The sequence below is a fragment of the Mycolicibacter sp. MU0102 genome (assembly GCF_963378105.1).
Taxonomy (GTDB): domain Bacteria; phylum Actinomycetota; class Actinomycetes; order Mycobacteriales; family Mycobacteriaceae; genus Mycobacterium; species Mycobacterium holstebronense.
In genome coordinates this window covers 4,109,254-4,124,592 of sequence record NZ_OY726398.1, presented here as the reverse complement: position 1 = coordinate 4,124,592, position 15,339 = coordinate 4,109,254, and the positions used below count along the sequence as shown (strand labels likewise).

The 15,339-nt window shown below is 66.8% G+C and carries 11 protein-coding genes; 4 read left to right on the top strand and 7 right to left on the bottom strand.

The window, feature by feature from the left end; translation table 11 throughout:
• Position 1 precedes the first annotated feature (1 nt).
• Genes RCP37_RS19500 through RCP37_RS19490 form a run of 3 tightly spaced genes read left to right on the top strand, consistent with a single transcriptional unit; the run spans position 2 to position 2,540 of the window.
• Positions 2-985 carry a bifunctional MaoC family dehydratase N-terminal/OB-fold nucleic acid binding domain-containing protein gene (locus RCP37_RS19500; RefSeq protein WP_308484611.1) on the top strand — a complete coding sequence of 328 codons (984 nt, stop codon included), beginning with the start codon at positions 2-4 and terminating at the stop codon, positions 983-985.
• Positions 982-1,383 carry a MaoC family dehydratase gene (locus RCP37_RS19495; RefSeq protein ID WP_308484610.1) on the top strand — a complete coding sequence of 134 codons (402 nt, stop codon included), beginning with the start codon at positions 982-984 and terminating at the stop codon, positions 1,381-1,383. Before RCP37_RS19500 ends, RCP37_RS19495 begins: the two co-directional genes overlap by 4 nt.
• Positions 1,383-2,540: a 17-hydroxy-3-oxo-4-pregnene-20-carboxyl-CoA lyase gene (locus RCP37_RS19490; protein ID WP_065039216.1), complete on the top strand. Its 1,158-nt coding sequence runs from the start codon at positions 1,383-1,385 to the stop codon at positions 2,538-2,540. The genes RCP37_RS19495 and RCP37_RS19490 overlap by 1 nt, the downstream gene beginning before the upstream one ends.
• Here RCP37_RS19490 and RCP37_RS19485 read toward each other — a convergent pair.
• From RCP37_RS19485 to kstD, 6 genes are all read right to left on the bottom strand, one after another.
• The gene (locus RCP37_RS19485; RefSeq protein ID WP_308484609.1) at positions 2,537-4,030 is read right to left on the bottom strand and encodes a PPE family protein; all 1,494 of its coding nucleotides are present in this window, start codon (positions 4,028-4,030) and stop codon (positions 2,537-2,539) included. The two genes, RCP37_RS19490 and RCP37_RS19485, sit on opposite strands and share 4 nt — an antisense overlap.
• 382 nt (positions 4,031-4,412) lie before the next feature.
• Positions 4,413-6,116 carry a hypothetical protein gene (locus RCP37_RS19480; RefSeq protein WP_308484608.1) on the bottom strand — a complete coding sequence of 568 codons (1,704 nt, stop codon included), beginning with the start codon at positions 6,114-6,116 and terminating at the stop codon, positions 4,413-4,415.
• 386 nt (positions 6,117-6,502) lie between these two features.
• Positions 6,503-8,014 (bottom strand): PPE family protein, encoded by a 1,512-nt coding sequence (locus RCP37_RS19475; RefSeq protein WP_308484607.1) that lies wholly within the window; start codon positions 8,012-8,014, stop codon positions 6,503-6,505.
• A gap of 308 nt (positions 8,015-8,322) precedes the next feature.
• Entirely contained in the window at positions 8,323-8,505 is a 183-nt protein-coding gene (locus tag RCP37_RS19470) for a hypothetical protein (RefSeq protein ID WP_308484606.1), read from the bottom strand.
• A gap of 384 nt (positions 8,506-8,889) precedes the next feature.
• On the bottom strand, positions 8,890-9,750 hold the full coding sequence (locus RCP37_RS19465; RefSeq protein WP_308484605.1) for an enoyl-CoA hydratase ChsH3: 861 nt from the start codon (positions 9,748-9,750) through the stop codon (positions 8,890-8,892).
• A gap of 2 nt (positions 9,751-9,752) precedes the next feature.
• Positions 9,753-11,444 (bottom strand): 3-oxosteroid 1-dehydrogenase, encoded by a 1,692-nt coding sequence (gene kstD, locus RCP37_RS19460; RefSeq protein WP_308484604.1) that lies wholly within the window; start codon positions 11,442-11,444, stop codon positions 9,753-9,755.
• Positions 11,445-11,699: 255 nt separating this feature from the next.
• On the opposite strand from kstD, the gene RCP37_RS19455 reads away from it, so the two are divergent.
• On the top strand, positions 11,700-12,959 hold the full coding sequence (locus RCP37_RS19455) for a cytochrome P450 (protein ID WP_308484603.1): 1,260 nt from the start codon (positions 11,700-11,702) through the stop codon (positions 12,957-12,959).
• A 1-nt stretch (position 12,960) separates the two neighbouring features.
• Here the strand turns inward: RCP37_RS19455 and RCP37_RS19450 are convergent, their stop codons facing one another.
• A complete protein-coding gene (locus RCP37_RS19450) occupies positions 12,961-15,183 on the bottom strand; it encodes a TIM-barrel domain-containing protein (protein WP_308484602.1) in 2,223 nt (740 codons plus the stop codon).
• Between the last annotated feature and the right edge of the window lie 156 nt (positions 15,184-15,339).

Here is a 15,339-nt window from a genome sequence, read left to right as displayed (position 1 = left end):
GATGAGCGACCTTTCCTCCGGGATCGAGCAGATACTGGCGTCGGGCCGCAGCAAACCGCGGACCGGCCGGGATCCGGTGAACCAGCCGATGATTCGGCACTGGGTCGACGCGATCGGCGACGCCAACCCGATCTACACCGACGAGGCGGCCGCGCAGGCGGCTGGGCATCCCGGAATCGTCGCTCCGCCGGCCATGATCCAGGTCTGGACCATGATGGGCCTGGGCGGGGAGCGCCCCGCCGACGACCCGCTCGGCAAGGTCATGGAACTGTTCGACGGCGCAGGCTATGTCGGCGTGGTGGCCACCAACTGCGAGCAGACCTACCACCGCTACCTGCGCCCCGGCGAGGATGTCAGCGTCACCGCCGAGGTGACCGACATCGTGGGCCCCAAGCAGACCGGCCTGGGAGAGGGCTACTTCGTCACCCAGAAGATCCGTTGGTGGGTGAACGGCGACGAAGACGCGGAATGCGTGGCCGACATGAATTGGCGCATTCTGAAGTTCCTGCCCAAGGACAAAGCGGACGCGAGTCCGGTTGCGGCTGTGCCCGCGGATCTGGACCCCGACAAGATGATGCGCCCGTCGTGGTCGCGGGACTCCCAGTACTTCTGGGACGGGGTGGCCGCACACGAGCTGCGCATCCAGCTCCGCCCCGACGGCAGCCTGCAGCACCCGCCGGTACCGGCGGTCTGGAAGGACAAGACCGAGACCACCGACTACGTCGTTTCCAGCGGCAAGGGAAGGGTGTTCAGCTACGTGGTGCACCACGCGCCCAAGGTCCCCGGCCGCAGCCTGCCGTTCGTGATCGCGCTGGTCGAGCTCGAAGAGGGCGTGCGGATGCTCGGTGAGCTCCGCGGGGCCGACGCGGCCGCAATAAAGATCGGAATGCCGGTTCGCGCAACCTATCTCGATTTTCCCGCCAGTGATTCCGGTCCAGCCTGGACGCTGTACGCCTGGGAGCCTGTGGAAGGAGACGGGGCATGAGCGCGCCGACTGTCGACGTGGGCACCAAGTTGCCCGAGCTGAAGATCTACGGTGACCCGACGTTCATCGTCTCCACGGCGATCGCCACCCGCGACTACCAGGACGTGCACCACGACCGGGACAAGGCGCAGGCCAAGGGCTCCAAGGACATCTTCGTCAACATCTTGACCGACACCGGTCTGGTGCAGCGCTACATCACCGACTGGGCCGGATCCAACGCGGTGATCCGCTCGATCGGGCTGCGGTTGGGTGTGCCGTGGTACGCCTACGACACCGTCACCTTCTCCGGGGAGGTGACGGCGGTGGACGACGGCCTGGTCACCGTGAAAGTCGTGGGCAACAACAGCCTTGGTGACCATGTCATCGCCACCGCCACACTCACCCTCGGGGAGGCCTGATGTTGTCCGGTAAGGCGGCTATCGCCGGAATCGGCGCGACCGACTTCTCCAAGGAATCCGGGCGCAGCGAACTGCGTCTGGCCGCCGAGGCGGTGCTCGACGCCCTCGACGACGCGGGCCTGAAGCCCTCCGACGTCGACGGCCTGGTCACCTTCACCATGGACTCCAACCTGGAGACCGCCGTCGCGCGTGCCACCGGGATCGGTGAGCTGAAGTTCTTCTCCCAGATCGGCTACGGCGGCGGCGCCGCCGCGGCCACGGTGCAGCAGGCCGCCCTGGCGGTGGCCACGGGAGTTGCCGAAGTCGTGGTCGCATACCGGGCCTTTAATGAGCGCTCGGAGTTCCGGTTCGGCCAGGTGATGACCGGTTTGACGGTCAACGCCGACTCGCGCGGCGTGGAGTACAGCTGGTCCTACCCGCACGGCCTGAGCACCCCGGCCGCATCGGTGGCGATGATCGCCCAGCGTTACATGCACGAATACGGCGCCACCAGTGCGGATTTCGGCGCAGTGTCGGTGGCCGACCGCAAGCACGCGGCGACCAACCCGAAGGCGTTCTTCTACGGCAAGCCGATCACCATTGAGGATCACCAGAACTCGCGGTGGATCGCCGAACCGCTGCGGCTGCTGGACTGCTGCCAGGAGAGCGACGGCGGGGTGGCGATCGTCGTCACCACGCCGGAGCGGGCCCGCGACCTCAAGCACCGACCGGCGATCATCGAGGCGGCCGCGCAAGCCGCCGGGGCCGACCAGTTCACCATGTACTCCTACTACCGCGAGGAGCTCGGCCTGCCCGAGATGGGCCTGGTGGGCAAGCAGCTGTGGTCGCAGTCGGGTCTGACGCCCGCCGATATCCAGACCGCGGTGCTTTACGACCACTTCACCCCCTACACGCTGATCCAGTTGGAAGAGCTGGGATTCTGTGGCAAGGGCGAGGCCAAGGACTTCATCGCCGGCGGGGCCATCGAACTCGGCGGCCGGCTGCCGATCAACACCCACGGCGGCCAGCTCGGCGAGGCCTACATCCACGGCATGAACGGCATCGCCGAGGGTGTGCGTCAGCTGCGCGGCACTTCGGTCAACCAGGTCGATGGCGTCGAGCACGTGCTGGTGACCGCCGGGACCGGTGTGCCTACCTCTGGCCTGATTCTGGGCTAAGCGCCCTCGCCCCAGCTCTCGGGCAACAGCGGAAGGGTCGGCCCGTCGCTGAAGCCGCCGCTCGCCAGCGTGGTCAAACCTGTGGCGGGCAGACCCGGCTTGGCTTGCGCCGCAGCGAACCCCAGCGGGCCGGCACTGCTGTTGGAGGCGCGAGTCGCGACGTCGGGCCCGAGATCGGGGGCGTCGTCGGCGTAGACGTAGATGAACTCGTCCGCATGCCCGCGCGCACTTCGGCGCCGGCGGGCCCTGGACCGATCCCGTGCGGCCGCAGCCGCGGCCGCCGCCTCGGCGGCTGCTTCCGGATTCTGTGCCTTCCTGACGGCATGAGCGCGGGTCGCAGCGGGCATCCGGCCGGTCGCACCGGGAGGGCCGATCACATAGGGCGGGAAGAGCGCCGGGGAGCCGCTTGCCGGGGGAGCCGCGGGAGGTGCTGACGCGGGCGCGGCGCTGGTGGTCGGTGCCGATACCGAGCCCGCCGTGGTCGGTGCCGCAGCGGTGTTGGCGACCGTAGTGGACGTATTGCCTGAGCCCACGGAGGCCAAGGGGTTTTCAGCGGGCAGGGCTTCGGCGGGCAGTACGGGCGGGGCGGGCTGAATTCCGGCGAGTCCGGCGAGGCCGGCGGCCCACCCCAGGTTGCCGATCGCCAGGCCCAGCGCGGGTTGCAACAGCGCCGGCGCGAACTGGCTCAAGGTGGCGGCAAGCTGACTGGCGTGAAAAGTCAGATCGGCCATGATGACTGGGAGATCTGTCAGCAGCGCGGCCGGGTCGGTCAGCAGGTCGTTGACGATGATCTTGGCCCACTCGCCCATTTCCCCGAAGACGTCTTTCCACCATTCGGGGTCGGTCGGATCCAGGTCGCCGTCGTGGATCCCGTCGTGGTCGTGATCGTGGTCGTGATCGTCGCCATCTTCGTGGTCGTGGTCATGGTCGTGATCGTGGTCAGCCTCGGCGTGGTTGACGATCGGCGGTGCCACGGCAAGCTGTGGGGTCGAGGCCACCGCTGCCCCGGAGACGGCTTCATAGGTCGCCATCGTGGTGGCGGCCTGGACCCACATCCGCACGTAGTCGGCTTCGTTGATCGCGATGGGGATGGTATTGACCCCAAAGAAATTGGTAGCGACCAAGACTCCGTGGATGGCATGGTTGGCCGCCAGTTCCGGCATGGTGGGCATGGCCGCCAACGCACTGACGTAGGCGGCGGCCGCCGTCTCGTGCTGAGAGGCACGTGCGGCACTGTCCGCACTGGCCGTCGCCAACCAGGCCAAGTACGGCAGGTGTGCGGCGAGATAGCGCTCGGCGCTGGGTCCCTGCCACGACGCTGCCTGGGTGGCTCCCAGCACTTCCCGCAATGCCTCGGCGATTGCGGTGTACTCCAGGCTCAGCGACGACCAGGCGCCGGCAGCAGACAACAGGGCCCCGGGCCCGGGGCCGCTGCTCAGCGCGGCCGAATGCACCTCGGGGGGCGAGGCCATCCATACCGGCGCGGTCATGCCGGACAGATTATCCGAAGATGAAAGTCATTTTCAATTAGGGTTGCCTGGCTTCGGGCGGGCGCTGTCGGGAAACCTAGGCCGAAACAAGCTCCACATCGTTGAGGTGACGGCGTCCTTCCGTCCCCGCGCCACCACATTGCCCACCAGTCGGCCGCCGTCCACTGAATAGTTGGGGTCGTCGTTTCGCCTGGCCGGGAACGTGACCAAACGGCGGGAGGTGCGCCGTAACACCAGCCTCGGAAGTTCATTGCTTGGCATCAGCAACACGGCGAGGGTGGCTGATCGACTTACCGAATGGCGGGAGGGCCCCGCACGCCCGGCGTGCGGGGCCCTCCCCGAAGGACCTCAGAGGCGGTGACTTCCGCCAGCGACTACGACGTTAGTGGTCGTGGTCGTGGTCGTGGTCGTGGTCATCGTCTTCGTCGGGATTGATGGGCGGTTCTTCCCCACTGTGGTCATGGCTGGAATCGTGCTCATGCCCGACTCCGCCAGTGCCACCGATACCTCCGAATGCGCCATCGGCGAGCCCGCCTGCGGTACCGGCTTCGCCCTCCAAGGGTCCCGAATTGCCGCCATGGCCGCCATGGCCACCGGCACCACCAGGCGCGAGGGCCGCGACGCCGTTGCCACCGCGACCACCGGCGCCACCGTCGCCACCGGCGCCGTGGGTGCCGATGTTGTTGCCGCCGTCACCACCGCCCCCGCCGTCACCGGCTGCCCCGGAGATCACGGTGGTGTCCGGCAAGGTGATGGTCGCACCGGCAGAGTTGCCGCCGGCACCTCCGGTGCCGCCGGCCCCGCCATCGCGTGTCTCACTGTCGCCACCGGCGCCACCGGCGCCACCGGCACCACCGATATGGCTTCCGTGCCCGCCGTTACCACCGGCGCCACCGGCACCGCCGTGGACTGCGCTGCCGATTCCGCCGTTGCCGCCGTTGCCGCCTGCGCCGCCGGTAATTCCGGCGCTCCCGGCGCCGCCTGCGCCGCCTGCGCCACCGGTGCTGCCGTTTCCGCCGTTACCACCCGCGCCGCCAGCTGCTCCGTCCGAGAGGACGTCGGTGCCGTGGACTGCGCCGGCTCCGCCACCGCCGCCGTCACCGCCGTCGCGACCCATCCCTGCGGCCGTAGCGGCGCCCGTGGTTCCGAAGGTGCTACCGAAGAGCGTGCGAGCCAGCCCGCCCTCGCCCGCAGCGCCGCCATTTCCGCCATTTCCGCCGGCCCCACCAGCGGTGGCCTCATGGATGAAGAGCTCATCCTCGTGCTCATGATCGTGGTCATGGCTGTGCGCGACCGCGTCGGCGCCCTCGCCACCGTCACCGCCGTAGCCGCCGTTGCCCCCGCGACCGGCAGCACCGCCGTGGCCGATGATCCACCCACCGTTGCCGCCGGTTCCACCGACACCGCCAACGCCGCCGTCGCCGCCAGCACCGCCGACCTGGTCTATCTGTCCGTCAGCACCCGCTGCGCCGTTGCCGCCGGCGCCGCCCCTGCCGCCCGCACCACCGGAACCGTAGAAGTAGGCGTTCCCTCCCGCGCCACCGGCGCCGCCGACACCACCGTCGAGGCCGTCGGCGATGCTGCCATTCAGACCCAGGCCACCCGCGCCGCCGGCGCCGCCGTCACCGACCAGCAGGCCGCCCGATCCTCCTGCCCCGCCAGCAGTCGCTGCGACCAAGGTGTCACCACCGTAGTAACCGGTGGCCAGACCGACGCCGCCGATGCCCCCGTTGCCGATCAGCCCAGCATTGCCGCCCGCGCCGGCGGCGCTCAGAACACCGTCGAGGTAGCTGGCGTCAGTGCCGGTACCACCGTCACCGAACAGGAAACCCCCGTCGCCGAGGTCGCCGATACCGGGCAACCAACCGAACAGCGAGGTGTTGGCGCCAGCGAAGTCGTCGATTCCGTTGCCGATCAACAGCCGCCCGAATAGTGCCTCATAGAGGCCGAAGCCGTTGAGCAACTCAAGCAGCCCAGCATTGGCGGGGTCAACGAGGAATTCCTGTGCTCCAGCATGGAGATTGTCATAGGTCGCGTCAAAGACATTGGCCCAGCTAAAGCCCGATTCCGCCGCCGAGCCGGGCACGTCCGTTGATAGGAAACTGGCATCGACCAGACCGCTGACATCGGATAGCGTGCTGAAATCCGGCAGGTCGATGAGGATATCGTCCGCGCGTACAACCGGCGCTGATATCAATGGCGACATCCCAAACGCCAAAAACGCAGCAACTGTGCTACCTGCACCTATTGTGCGACGCAGCTCGTTGTTCTTCCGCCTGATGTTGTTGCGATCACTCATCTACACACCCTCAATCTGTGTTGGGACTACCGGTCAAATTGTTATGACTGCATATATGTAACGTTCCATATCTATCCGAAATCAGATATGGGTGGAGTCGCATATACGGTTGGATATATGTATGCCTTAACACCCCGCTCTACAAATTGTCGCGGTAATTCACAGGCGGACCATTAGGCATTGTCGTGCCAGCTTTCGGGTAACAACGGGATTGTCGGCCCGCTACCGAAGTCATCACCGGACAAGGTGGTCAATCCCGCTGCAGGGGAATCCTCCTCGGTATGTGTGCCGGAGAGCCCCAGCCCACCGGCGATACTGGCCGACACGCGAGTCGACAATGTGGGCTCGGGTTCAGGCAGTGCTGTGTTGTCGGCGTACACCTTGATGAATTCGTCTGCGTGCCCTCGTGCAGTTCGACGCCGCCGGCTTCTTTGCCGATTCCGTACGGCAGCGGCCGCCGTCGAGTCTTCGGTGGCCGGGTCGGGATTCGATGCCTTGCTCGCGCTGCGGGAACTGGCTTTGGCGTTGGCCCGGGTCACTGCGCCCGTAGGGCCGATAACGTACGGCGGGAAGAACCCCCCGCCTGCTGGCGGAGGTGGAGCCGGTGGTGGCATCGGACTCGGTGGAGCGCTGGTAGGAACCGAAGCCGGCGAAGGCGTGCCGACAGTCGTGGACGCTGGAGCGGGTGGTGCACCCAACGACGCGCCGGTCGCAGGTGTGGTCGGGGCGATCGGTTCGGCGCCGACCGGGACGGAAGCCGGCTGAATTCCGGCTAGGCCTGCCAGGCCGGCAAGGCTCGCCGCCCAACCCAGGTTGCTGATGGACAAGGCCAGCGCCGTCTGCAGCAGCGCCGGGGCCAGCTGGCTAAGCAGCGGGGCGAGCTGGGCGGCATGGAACGTCAGGTCGGCGATGATCCAGGTGAGGTCGGTCATGAACGCGCCAGGATTGGTCAGCAGGTCGATCAGCAGCACTTCGGCGTAGTAGCCCAGTTCGCCCCATACGGCCCCCCACCATCTCGGGTCCGTCGGATCTAGGCCCTCGCTGGCGTGATCGTGGTTGTGACCGCCATCCAGGTCGTCGTCGTCGTTGTGCTCGTGCTCGTGCTCGTGGTCGTCGTGCTCGTCGTGCTCGTGGTCGTCGTGACTGTGGTCGACGATCGTTGGCGCTACAGCCGGCTGCGGCGCCGAGGCCAATGCTGCGCCGGACACCGCTTCGTAGGTGGCCATAGTGGTCGCGGCCTGGACCCACATTCGGAGGTAGTCGGCTTCGTTGAGCGCTATCGGAATGGTGTTGATGCCGAAGAAGTTGGTCGCGGCCAATACACCATGGCTGGCGTGATTGGCGGCCAGCTCTGCCAACGTCGGCATGGTCGCCAGCGCGGTGACGTAGGCCGCGGCCGCTGTTTCGTGCTGGGAGGCATGCACGGCGCTGTCGGCACTGGCTTTGGTCAGCCACGCCAAGTACGGGAGATGCGCGGCGAGGTAGCTCGCGGCGCTGGGTCCCTGCCATGCCCCGACCTCGGTGGCGGCCAACGATTCCCGCAGCGCTTCGGCGATCGCGGTGTACTCAAGGCTCAGCAATGACCATGCGCCGGCGGCGGACAACAGTGGGCCGGGCCCAGGGCCGCTGCTCAACGCAGCTGAATGAACCTCTGGAGGAGATGCCATCCACATAGGCGCGGTCATAGAGCTGACCATACTGAAAATGAAAATCATTATCAATAATGATAAGAGTTGTGCGCTGGCCGTGGACGCCGAGGACTGCTGGTGGACACGTGACTGGTGGTACTGCTGTTCCCGTGAGACGGATGTCCGTATGTCGGGCAAGCGCAAGACGTACGCCCGGCGTTTCAGGAGCAGGCTGCCCGCCTGGTAATCGAGACCGGTCGGCCCGTGCCCTGTGGCCGCCGAGATCGGTGTGGGTGAGCAAGCGTTGGGCCGCTGGGTGCGCCTCGCCGGCGAGGCGTCCGACGCCGACGATAATGGTGTGGCGCTTAATGCTGACGAGCGTCCTGAGCGGGTGCTGTTGAGCGAAGAGAACGCTGAATTGCGTTCGGGCCGGCAGCTTTTGAAAAATCCGCAGCTTCGTCGCCTCCGAACGGAACGGTGGAAGCGTACCGGGTCATCGAAGCCGAGAAGGTCAACTTCGCCATCGTGCCGATCACCGGCGTTTCCATGACGCCTCCGGCCAGGTGTATGGCGCACCGCGATCCGGGCTGTTCTGCAGATCCGAGTGAGGACGGGGAAGTCATTTCCGGTAAGACCGCGGCAGCCTCATGTGCCGGCAGCGACTGGCCGGAATCAGCCCACGGCGATTCGCTCCGGTGGCCACCCTCGTCGATCTCGACGCCCACCGGCCCACCGGCTTGGTAGATCGCCCATTCGATCAGGGGCGCTCGAGGTGAGCCCTGCACATACCCACTTCCTCCCGGCGAACCCGTGCACCGCTGTCTCGGGTGTCCACTGAAACTCGGGAGGCTCAATCACATGACAGACTCGCTCATCCCGGCCGTGACCACTCCAAGCCACGCTCACCAGAAGCCCGCTTCAGGTCGAAGTAGCTAGGCCGTAACAAGCTCCACATCGTTGAGGATGGCGGCATCCTCACGCGAGGGCGCCACGACATTGCCCACCAGTCGATCGCCGTCTTTCCACAGCCGGGCCCGCAGCGTCTCGCCCGGGAAGACCACGCCGGCGAACCGGGCGCCGAAGGAACGGACCGCGCCGGCGTCACCGTCGAGCACGGTGTCCACCGCCGCCTTGCAGGTCATGCCGTAGGTGCACAGACCGTGCAGGATCGGCCGGTCGAAGCCCGCCGCGGCTGCGAACGCCGGGTCGGAGTGCAGCGGGTTGCGGTCGCCGCAGAGCCGGTAGAGCAGTGCCTGTTGCGGTGACACCGCGATGTCGACTTCGAAATCCGGTGCCCGGTCGGGCAGTTCACTCGACGTCGACGGCCCGCGTTCGCCGCCGAAGCCACCCTCGCCGCGAGCGAAGATGGACCGGTGCTGCGTCCACAGCGGCGTGCCGTCGGTGCTGGTCACCGAGGTCTCGAGCACCACCACCGCGGCTTTGCCCTTGTCCCACACCTCGACGATCCGGCTGATCGCGCGGGCGCTGCCCGACGGCGGCAGCGGCGCCGGCACGGTGACCTTCTCCGAGGCGTGCAGGATCTTGGCCAGGTCGATCTCGATCCCGGGCCAGCTCACCTTCGGCGGGTCCACCTCGTTGAACGAGGCCGCAACGCAGCCGAACGTCGGCAACACCTGCGGCTTGCCGTCCACCACGTAGCTCAGCTCACGCGGATCCATCGGGTCCGACCCGGCGCCCAGCGCCAGGTTGTAGAGCTGCACATTGGTTGCGGTCCAGGAGAATTCGACCTGGCCGAACTCTGCTCCCAATGCGACGTCGAGATCGATCGCCATAGCTAGGCCTTTCCGGCGATGTCGAGGGCGGCCAGGTAGCCGAACGTCATGGCGGGTCCGATGGTGCCGCCCGGTCCGGGGTAGGTGTGGCCCATCACCGGTGCGCTCACGTTTCCGGCCGCGTACAGCCCCGCGATGACGCTGTCGTCGTCGCGCAGTGCCCGGCCGTTCACGTCGGTGCGGATCCCGCCCTTGGTGCCCAGGTCGCCCGGCACCATCTTGGCCGCGTAGAACGGGCCCTGGGCGATCTGGCCCAGGTTCGGGTTCGGCTTGTTGGTCGGGTCACCGTAGTAGCGGTCGTAGGCGCTCTCACCGCGGTGGAAGTCCTCGTCCACGCCGGTGCGGGCGAACTCGTTGAACCGCTCGACGGTCGCGGCCAATGCGGTGGCCGGCACGCCGGTCTTGGTGGCCAGCTCGTCGAGGGTGTCGGCGGAGACGATCACGCCGGACTCCAGCCACTTCTTCGGGATCCGTTGGCCCGGCTGCAATCCCGCGAAGATGTAGTTGTTGCGGTAGCGCTGGTCGAAGATCAGCCAGGCCGGGATGTTCTCGCCGGGGCCGGGGCCCTGGCCGAATTCGCCGCCGTACATGTGGTGGCAGGCCTCGACGTAGGGCATCGACTCGTTCATGAACCGCTTGCCGGCCATGTTCACGATGATCGATCCGGGCGAGTTGCGCTCCGACAGTGCGAACCACGGTGATCCGGGCAGCGGCACCGTCGGCCCCCACCAGGAGTCCTCCATGATGTCCAGGGCGGCGCCGAGCTTCTCGCCGGCCACGATGCCCTCACCGGTGTTGGCCTTCGCCCCCACGGTCCAGTCGGCGGTGATCGGGGCGCGCTGGTACTTCACCCGCATCTGCTCGTTGTGCTCGAATCCGCCGCTGGCCAAGATGACGCCGCGCCGGGCGCGGATCAGCTTTGGCTCGCTCGATTCGGGGTCGCTCGCCCCACGGACGTAGACACCGGCGACCACGCCGTCTTCGACATAGAGGTCGGTCAGCGCGGTGTTGAGCTGCACCGGGACGCCGGCGTCACGCAGGCCGATGCGCAGCGGTGCGATCAGGGCACGCCCCATGCCGACCAAGTTCTTGCCGGTGGCCTGGGCCCACATGGTGCGGGCGCCCACCTTCAGGCTGCGCAGCACCCCGCGCGGGTGGCGCTTGAGCTGGTTGAGCCGGACGTAGTCCTGCTGCATGACAACCACATTCAGCGGCACCTTGCCGTAAGCCGGCTCCAGGCCGCCCATGTCGGCGCCCAGCTTCTTGGCGTTGAACGGCTTCGGCTCGATCGAACGGCCGGTGGGCTTGCCGCCGGGCTGCTCGGGGTAGTAGTCGGCGTAGCCGGGAACCCAGCACATCTTCAGCGGCGAGTTCTTGAGCACGAACGACAGCATCTCCGGCCCGCGCTGCAGGTAGGTGTCGATCTTCTCGGCCGGAACCACGTCACCGACGATGGTGTGCAGATAGGTGCGGGCGGCTTGGGCGTCATCCTTGACGCCCGCGCGCTGCAGCACCTCGTTGTTCGGGATCCACACGCCACCACCGGAGCGAGCTGTAGAGCCGCCGTAGTGGGCGGCTTTCTCGATGACGATGGTGGACAGTCCCTGGTGGGCGGCGGTGAGGGCGGCGACCATCCCGGCGCCGCCGCTTCCGACCACGACGACGTCGTACTCCTGTTCGGCCATGTAGAACACGTTATAGAATTGCCCCGCCTGGGCGCCAGTTGGCTGGCCTTATTGCTCGGGCGGCCCCCGGACAACCGTTCCCTACCCTGCTGGTAACCCGGCGGTTCCGGCCAGGTCAGGCAGACCTGGCGCGATAGTAGAACGTGTTCTAGTTTTGCCCCGCATGCAGGGCCTTTCTGCCCTTCCGCCTGAGGTAAAGGCATGCTTTACTGGCGCGAGAACGTATCGTTTTCTCCTGCGGATCAGTAGTGAGGAGTTGTCATCGTGGCCAGCCCTTCTATCGCGTCAGCCACCGGCATTCCGGCCGGTTTCGACCTCACCGACCCGGAGATCTACGCCGAGCGACTACCCGACGCGGAGTTCGCCGAACTGCGGCGCAGCGAGCCGATCAAGTGGATCGCGCAGCCCGACGACAAGAGCGGCGGATTCAAAGACGGCGGTTACTGGGCCATCACCCGGCACGAGGACGTCAAGGAGATCTCGCGGCTCGACGACGTGTTCTCCAGTGAGCGCAACGGGGCCATCCCCAGGTTCCACGACGAAACAACCCGCGAACAACTCGACGCGCAACGGATCCTGATGCTCAACCAGGACGCGCCGAAGCACACCCGGCAGCGGCGCATCATTTCCCGCGGCTTCACGCCCCGGCACATCTTGCCGCTGCACGATGACCTGCAGGCGCGGGCGCAGGCGATCACCAAGGAAGCACTGGCCCGGGGCAGCGGTGACTTCGTGGTGGAAGTGGCTTCGGAGCTGCCGCTGCAGGCGATCGCGGGGCTGATGGGGGTGCCGCAGGAGGACCGCGGCAAGTTGTTCGACTGGACCAACCAGATGACCTCGTACGACGACCCGGAGTTCGCGCACTACGACCCGGCGGCCTCGGCGTTGGAGATCATCACCTACGGGCTCAAGCTCGCCGAGCTCAAGCGCCAGAACCCCGGCCCGGACATCGTCACGACACTGGTCGAGGCCGACGTCGACGGCGAGAAGCTGGGTGATGACGAGTTGGGCTACTTCATCATCCTGTTGGCGGTGGCCGGCAGCGAGACCACTCGCAACTCGATCACTCAGGGGATGATGGCGTTCACCGAGCATCCCGAGCAGTGGGAGCTGTTCTGCAAGGAGCGCCCGGCGACCACCGCCGACGAGGTGGTGCGCTGGGCTACTCCGGTGACGTCGTTCCAGCGCACCGCGACCCGCGATCACAACCTGAACGGCACGTTGATCAAAGAAGGTCAGCGAGTGGTGATGTTCTACCGCGCGGCCAACTTCGACGAGACGGTGTTCGACAAGCCGCAGGAGTTCAACATCTTGCGTGACCCCAACCCGCATGTCGGTTTCGGCGGCACCGGTGCGCACTACTGCATCGGCACGCATTTGGCGCGGATGACGATCGGGTCGATCTTCAACGCGATCGCCGACAACATTCCGGACCTCAAGCCCCTGGACCGCCCGCAGCGACTGCGCTCGGGTTGGCTCAACGGCATCAAGCACTGGAACGTGGACTACACCGGCGGTCGGTGATCTAGAAGCCGCCGGTGTTGCAGCGGGCGAAGTAGGGCAGGTCCGTCAGCGGCGCCGCCACGGTGGACTCCGACGGGCCGGTGTAGCTTCCTTCGCTGTCTTTGCGTGTCCAGCAACCGGGCGGGAAATAGACCTTCCGCGAGGTGGCGCCCTGGGTGACGACCGGGGCGACCAGGACATCGGATCCGATCATCCATTCCTGGTCTGCTGCCCACGCCTGCGGATCGTTGGGCGCGGCCAGCCACACCGGCCGCGACAACGGCACCCCGGTGCTGGCCGCGGTGGCCCAGGTCGCGGAGATCAATGGGATGGCCTGCTTGCGCAGCTCGGCGAGCTGCCGGAAGGTGTCCAACGTCTCCTGGTCGAAGTCCCACGGCATGTGGGTGCCGGAGTGAGCCCCGTGCACCCGCATGATCGGTGAGAGTGCCGCCATCTGAGACCACCGCACGAACAGCTCCTTGGGGGTGGGGCCGGCCAGCAGATCCTGATAACCGCCGATGTCCGTGCCATAGCCATAGGCGCCGGCCAGGCCCCGGTTGAGCATGTCCGGGATGAGTGCGGCCAGGCCGGAGGCCACCGAGAAGTCGGTGCTCTCGTCGCCCGGGAAGTTGCCGCCCTCGTAGCGGGTCGACCCGGTATAGCCCGCGCGGTTGTAGAACCAGATGTTGCGGCCCGGATGTGACTGCTCGTAGGCGTCCACCGCCTCGCGGACCACCTGTTGGTACAGCGTCGGGTAGGCGTTGTGCATCGTGGCGCCGGTCTGCCCGTTGGCGAAATGCATGTCGGGCAGGGTCTGTTCGCCGAAGTCGCTCATGAAACCGTCTGCCCCGGTCTCCAATATCTCCCGCACGGTGTGCTGGAACCATGCTTTGGCGGCGGGGTTGGTGAAGTCGATGACGGCAGATTGTCCGCCGAGCGCCTGGTTGGGGGAGCCGACGATGTAGGGCCTGCCATTGGCGTGGGTCGCCACGTAGTTGTTGGCCACCGCGTACCGGTAGTCCGCCGGGCTGGTGTTGCGCAGCGGATCCATGCTGACGAAGCTGCGCACGTAGAGCAGCACGTGAATACCGTGCGAGCCGAATTCGCTGATCAGTTGGCGCAGGACCGCCGGGTCGATGGTCATCCAGGCCTCGGGGCGGTACGCGGTGATCGGCAGGTTGTAGGCGACGATGTTGGCCAGGTCGCTGCGGACGGTTGCTGCGTAGTCGGCCCCGGTCTGCCCGGTCACGATGCGGCGGTCCAGCTGCGTGCCCAGCGCCCATGCCGGCGGGACGCGATGGCGGCCGTTGGCAGCGCTGAGTGCACTGATCACCTGTCCCGGGTCACCGACGGCGACCTCGTAGTCCAGGTGGGCGGCTGCGACGTTGACGTGCCAGGCGTCGGGGCGATCGGAGTCCAAATGCCAGTCGGCCAGCTCGGTCTGGGCCAGCAGGAAGCCGTAGCCCGCGGTCGAGGTGAACTGTGGCTGCACGTAGTAGGCGGCCCTCGGACCGCCGGGGAACAGGTAGTGCGGGCCGCCGGAGCCGGCCATCAGGACATTGAACACCGGTGCCAACGGCCCGGCGCCGACGTTGGCCTCCTGCACCCAGTTGGTGAATCGGCCCCCGCGCTGATCCAGTCCGTTGTGCAGGCCGCCGAAGCCGGCGAACCGCTCACCGGCCGGCGACGCGAAACTGTCTCCCATCGAGACGATGCCCTGGGTGCTGCTGGGGACGACCGACACCCGCAGCCGCCCGGAGTCCTCGCTGAGAGTCACCCCCAGGGTGCGACCCGACGGGTCGTCGGTACTGAGCGTCAGCTCCAGGCCCTGCGGCAAGGGGCGAGTGGAAAGCACTCCGGTAGCCGCGTACTGCATTCCGCAGCTGGAGGCCTCCCACAGGTCACCCACCCACAGCGGGCTGATCAGAAACGGGGTCGTCGAGGACGTACCCACGGTGAACGTGAACGGTGTGTACCGGGTGGGAAACAGCCACTCGGATGGGGTCACACCCAGCGGCTTCGCGGCTTCGTTGCGGACCAGCCGCGGCCCACCGTTGCTGGGTACCTGCGTCAAAACCGGTTGGCCAGCGGAGTTCAGCACCTGCATCGCAAACGGTGTCTGATTGATGCGCACGGCGAAGCCGGGACCGGCAAAGTTCAGCTCGCCGGCATCCGGGAGTGCCGCGGTGGGTGGGACAACCGCGATTGCCGCAGCGGCCAGGCCAATGCTGGTCATGATGGCCATCGACCGCACGGCGCCTCCGGAGTTTCAAAAAGTTGACTGTTGTCCCGACAGTTGTTTCATCGGCAGATCCTGTCGGGTACACATCACGTCCGGGTCGCTACGGGGCTACGGCCTCGTCTCAGTGTTGGCGTTTTAGAACACGTTATAGAATTGCCG

Excerpts from the sequence above, each read along its gene's own strand:
- RCP37_RS19500 (WP_308484611.1), top strand. The coding sequence starts at position 2 with ATGAGCGACCTTTCCTCCGGGATCGAGCAGATACTGGCGTCGGGCCGC.
- RCP37_RS19495 (WP_308484610.1), top strand. The coding sequence starts at position 982 with ATGAGCGCGCCGACTGTCGACGTGGGCACCAAGTTGCCCGAGCTGAAG.
- RCP37_RS19490 (WP_065039216.1), top strand. The coding sequence starts at position 1,383 with ATGTTGTCCGGTAAGGCGGCTATCGCCGGAATCGGCGCGACCGACTTC.
- RCP37_RS19485 (WP_308484609.1), bottom strand. The coding sequence starts at position 4,030 with ATGACCGCGCCGGTATGGATGGCCTCGCCCCCCGAGGTGCATTCGGCC.
- RCP37_RS19475 (WP_308484607.1), bottom strand. The coding sequence starts at position 8,014 with ATGACCGCGCCTATGTGGATGGCATCTCCTCCAGAGGTTCATTCAGCT.
- RCP37_RS19470 (WP_308484606.1), bottom strand. The coding sequence starts at position 8,505 with ATGGAAACGCCGGTGATCGGCACGATGGCGAAGTTGACCTTCTCGGCT.
- RCP37_RS19465 (WP_308484605.1), bottom strand. The coding sequence starts at position 9,750 with ATGGCGATCGATCTCGACGTCGCATTGGGAGCAGAGTTCGGCCAGGTC.
- RCP37_RS19450 (WP_308484602.1), bottom strand. The coding sequence starts at position 15,183 with ATGGCCATCATGACCAGCATTGGCCTGGCCGCTGCGGCAATCGCGGTT.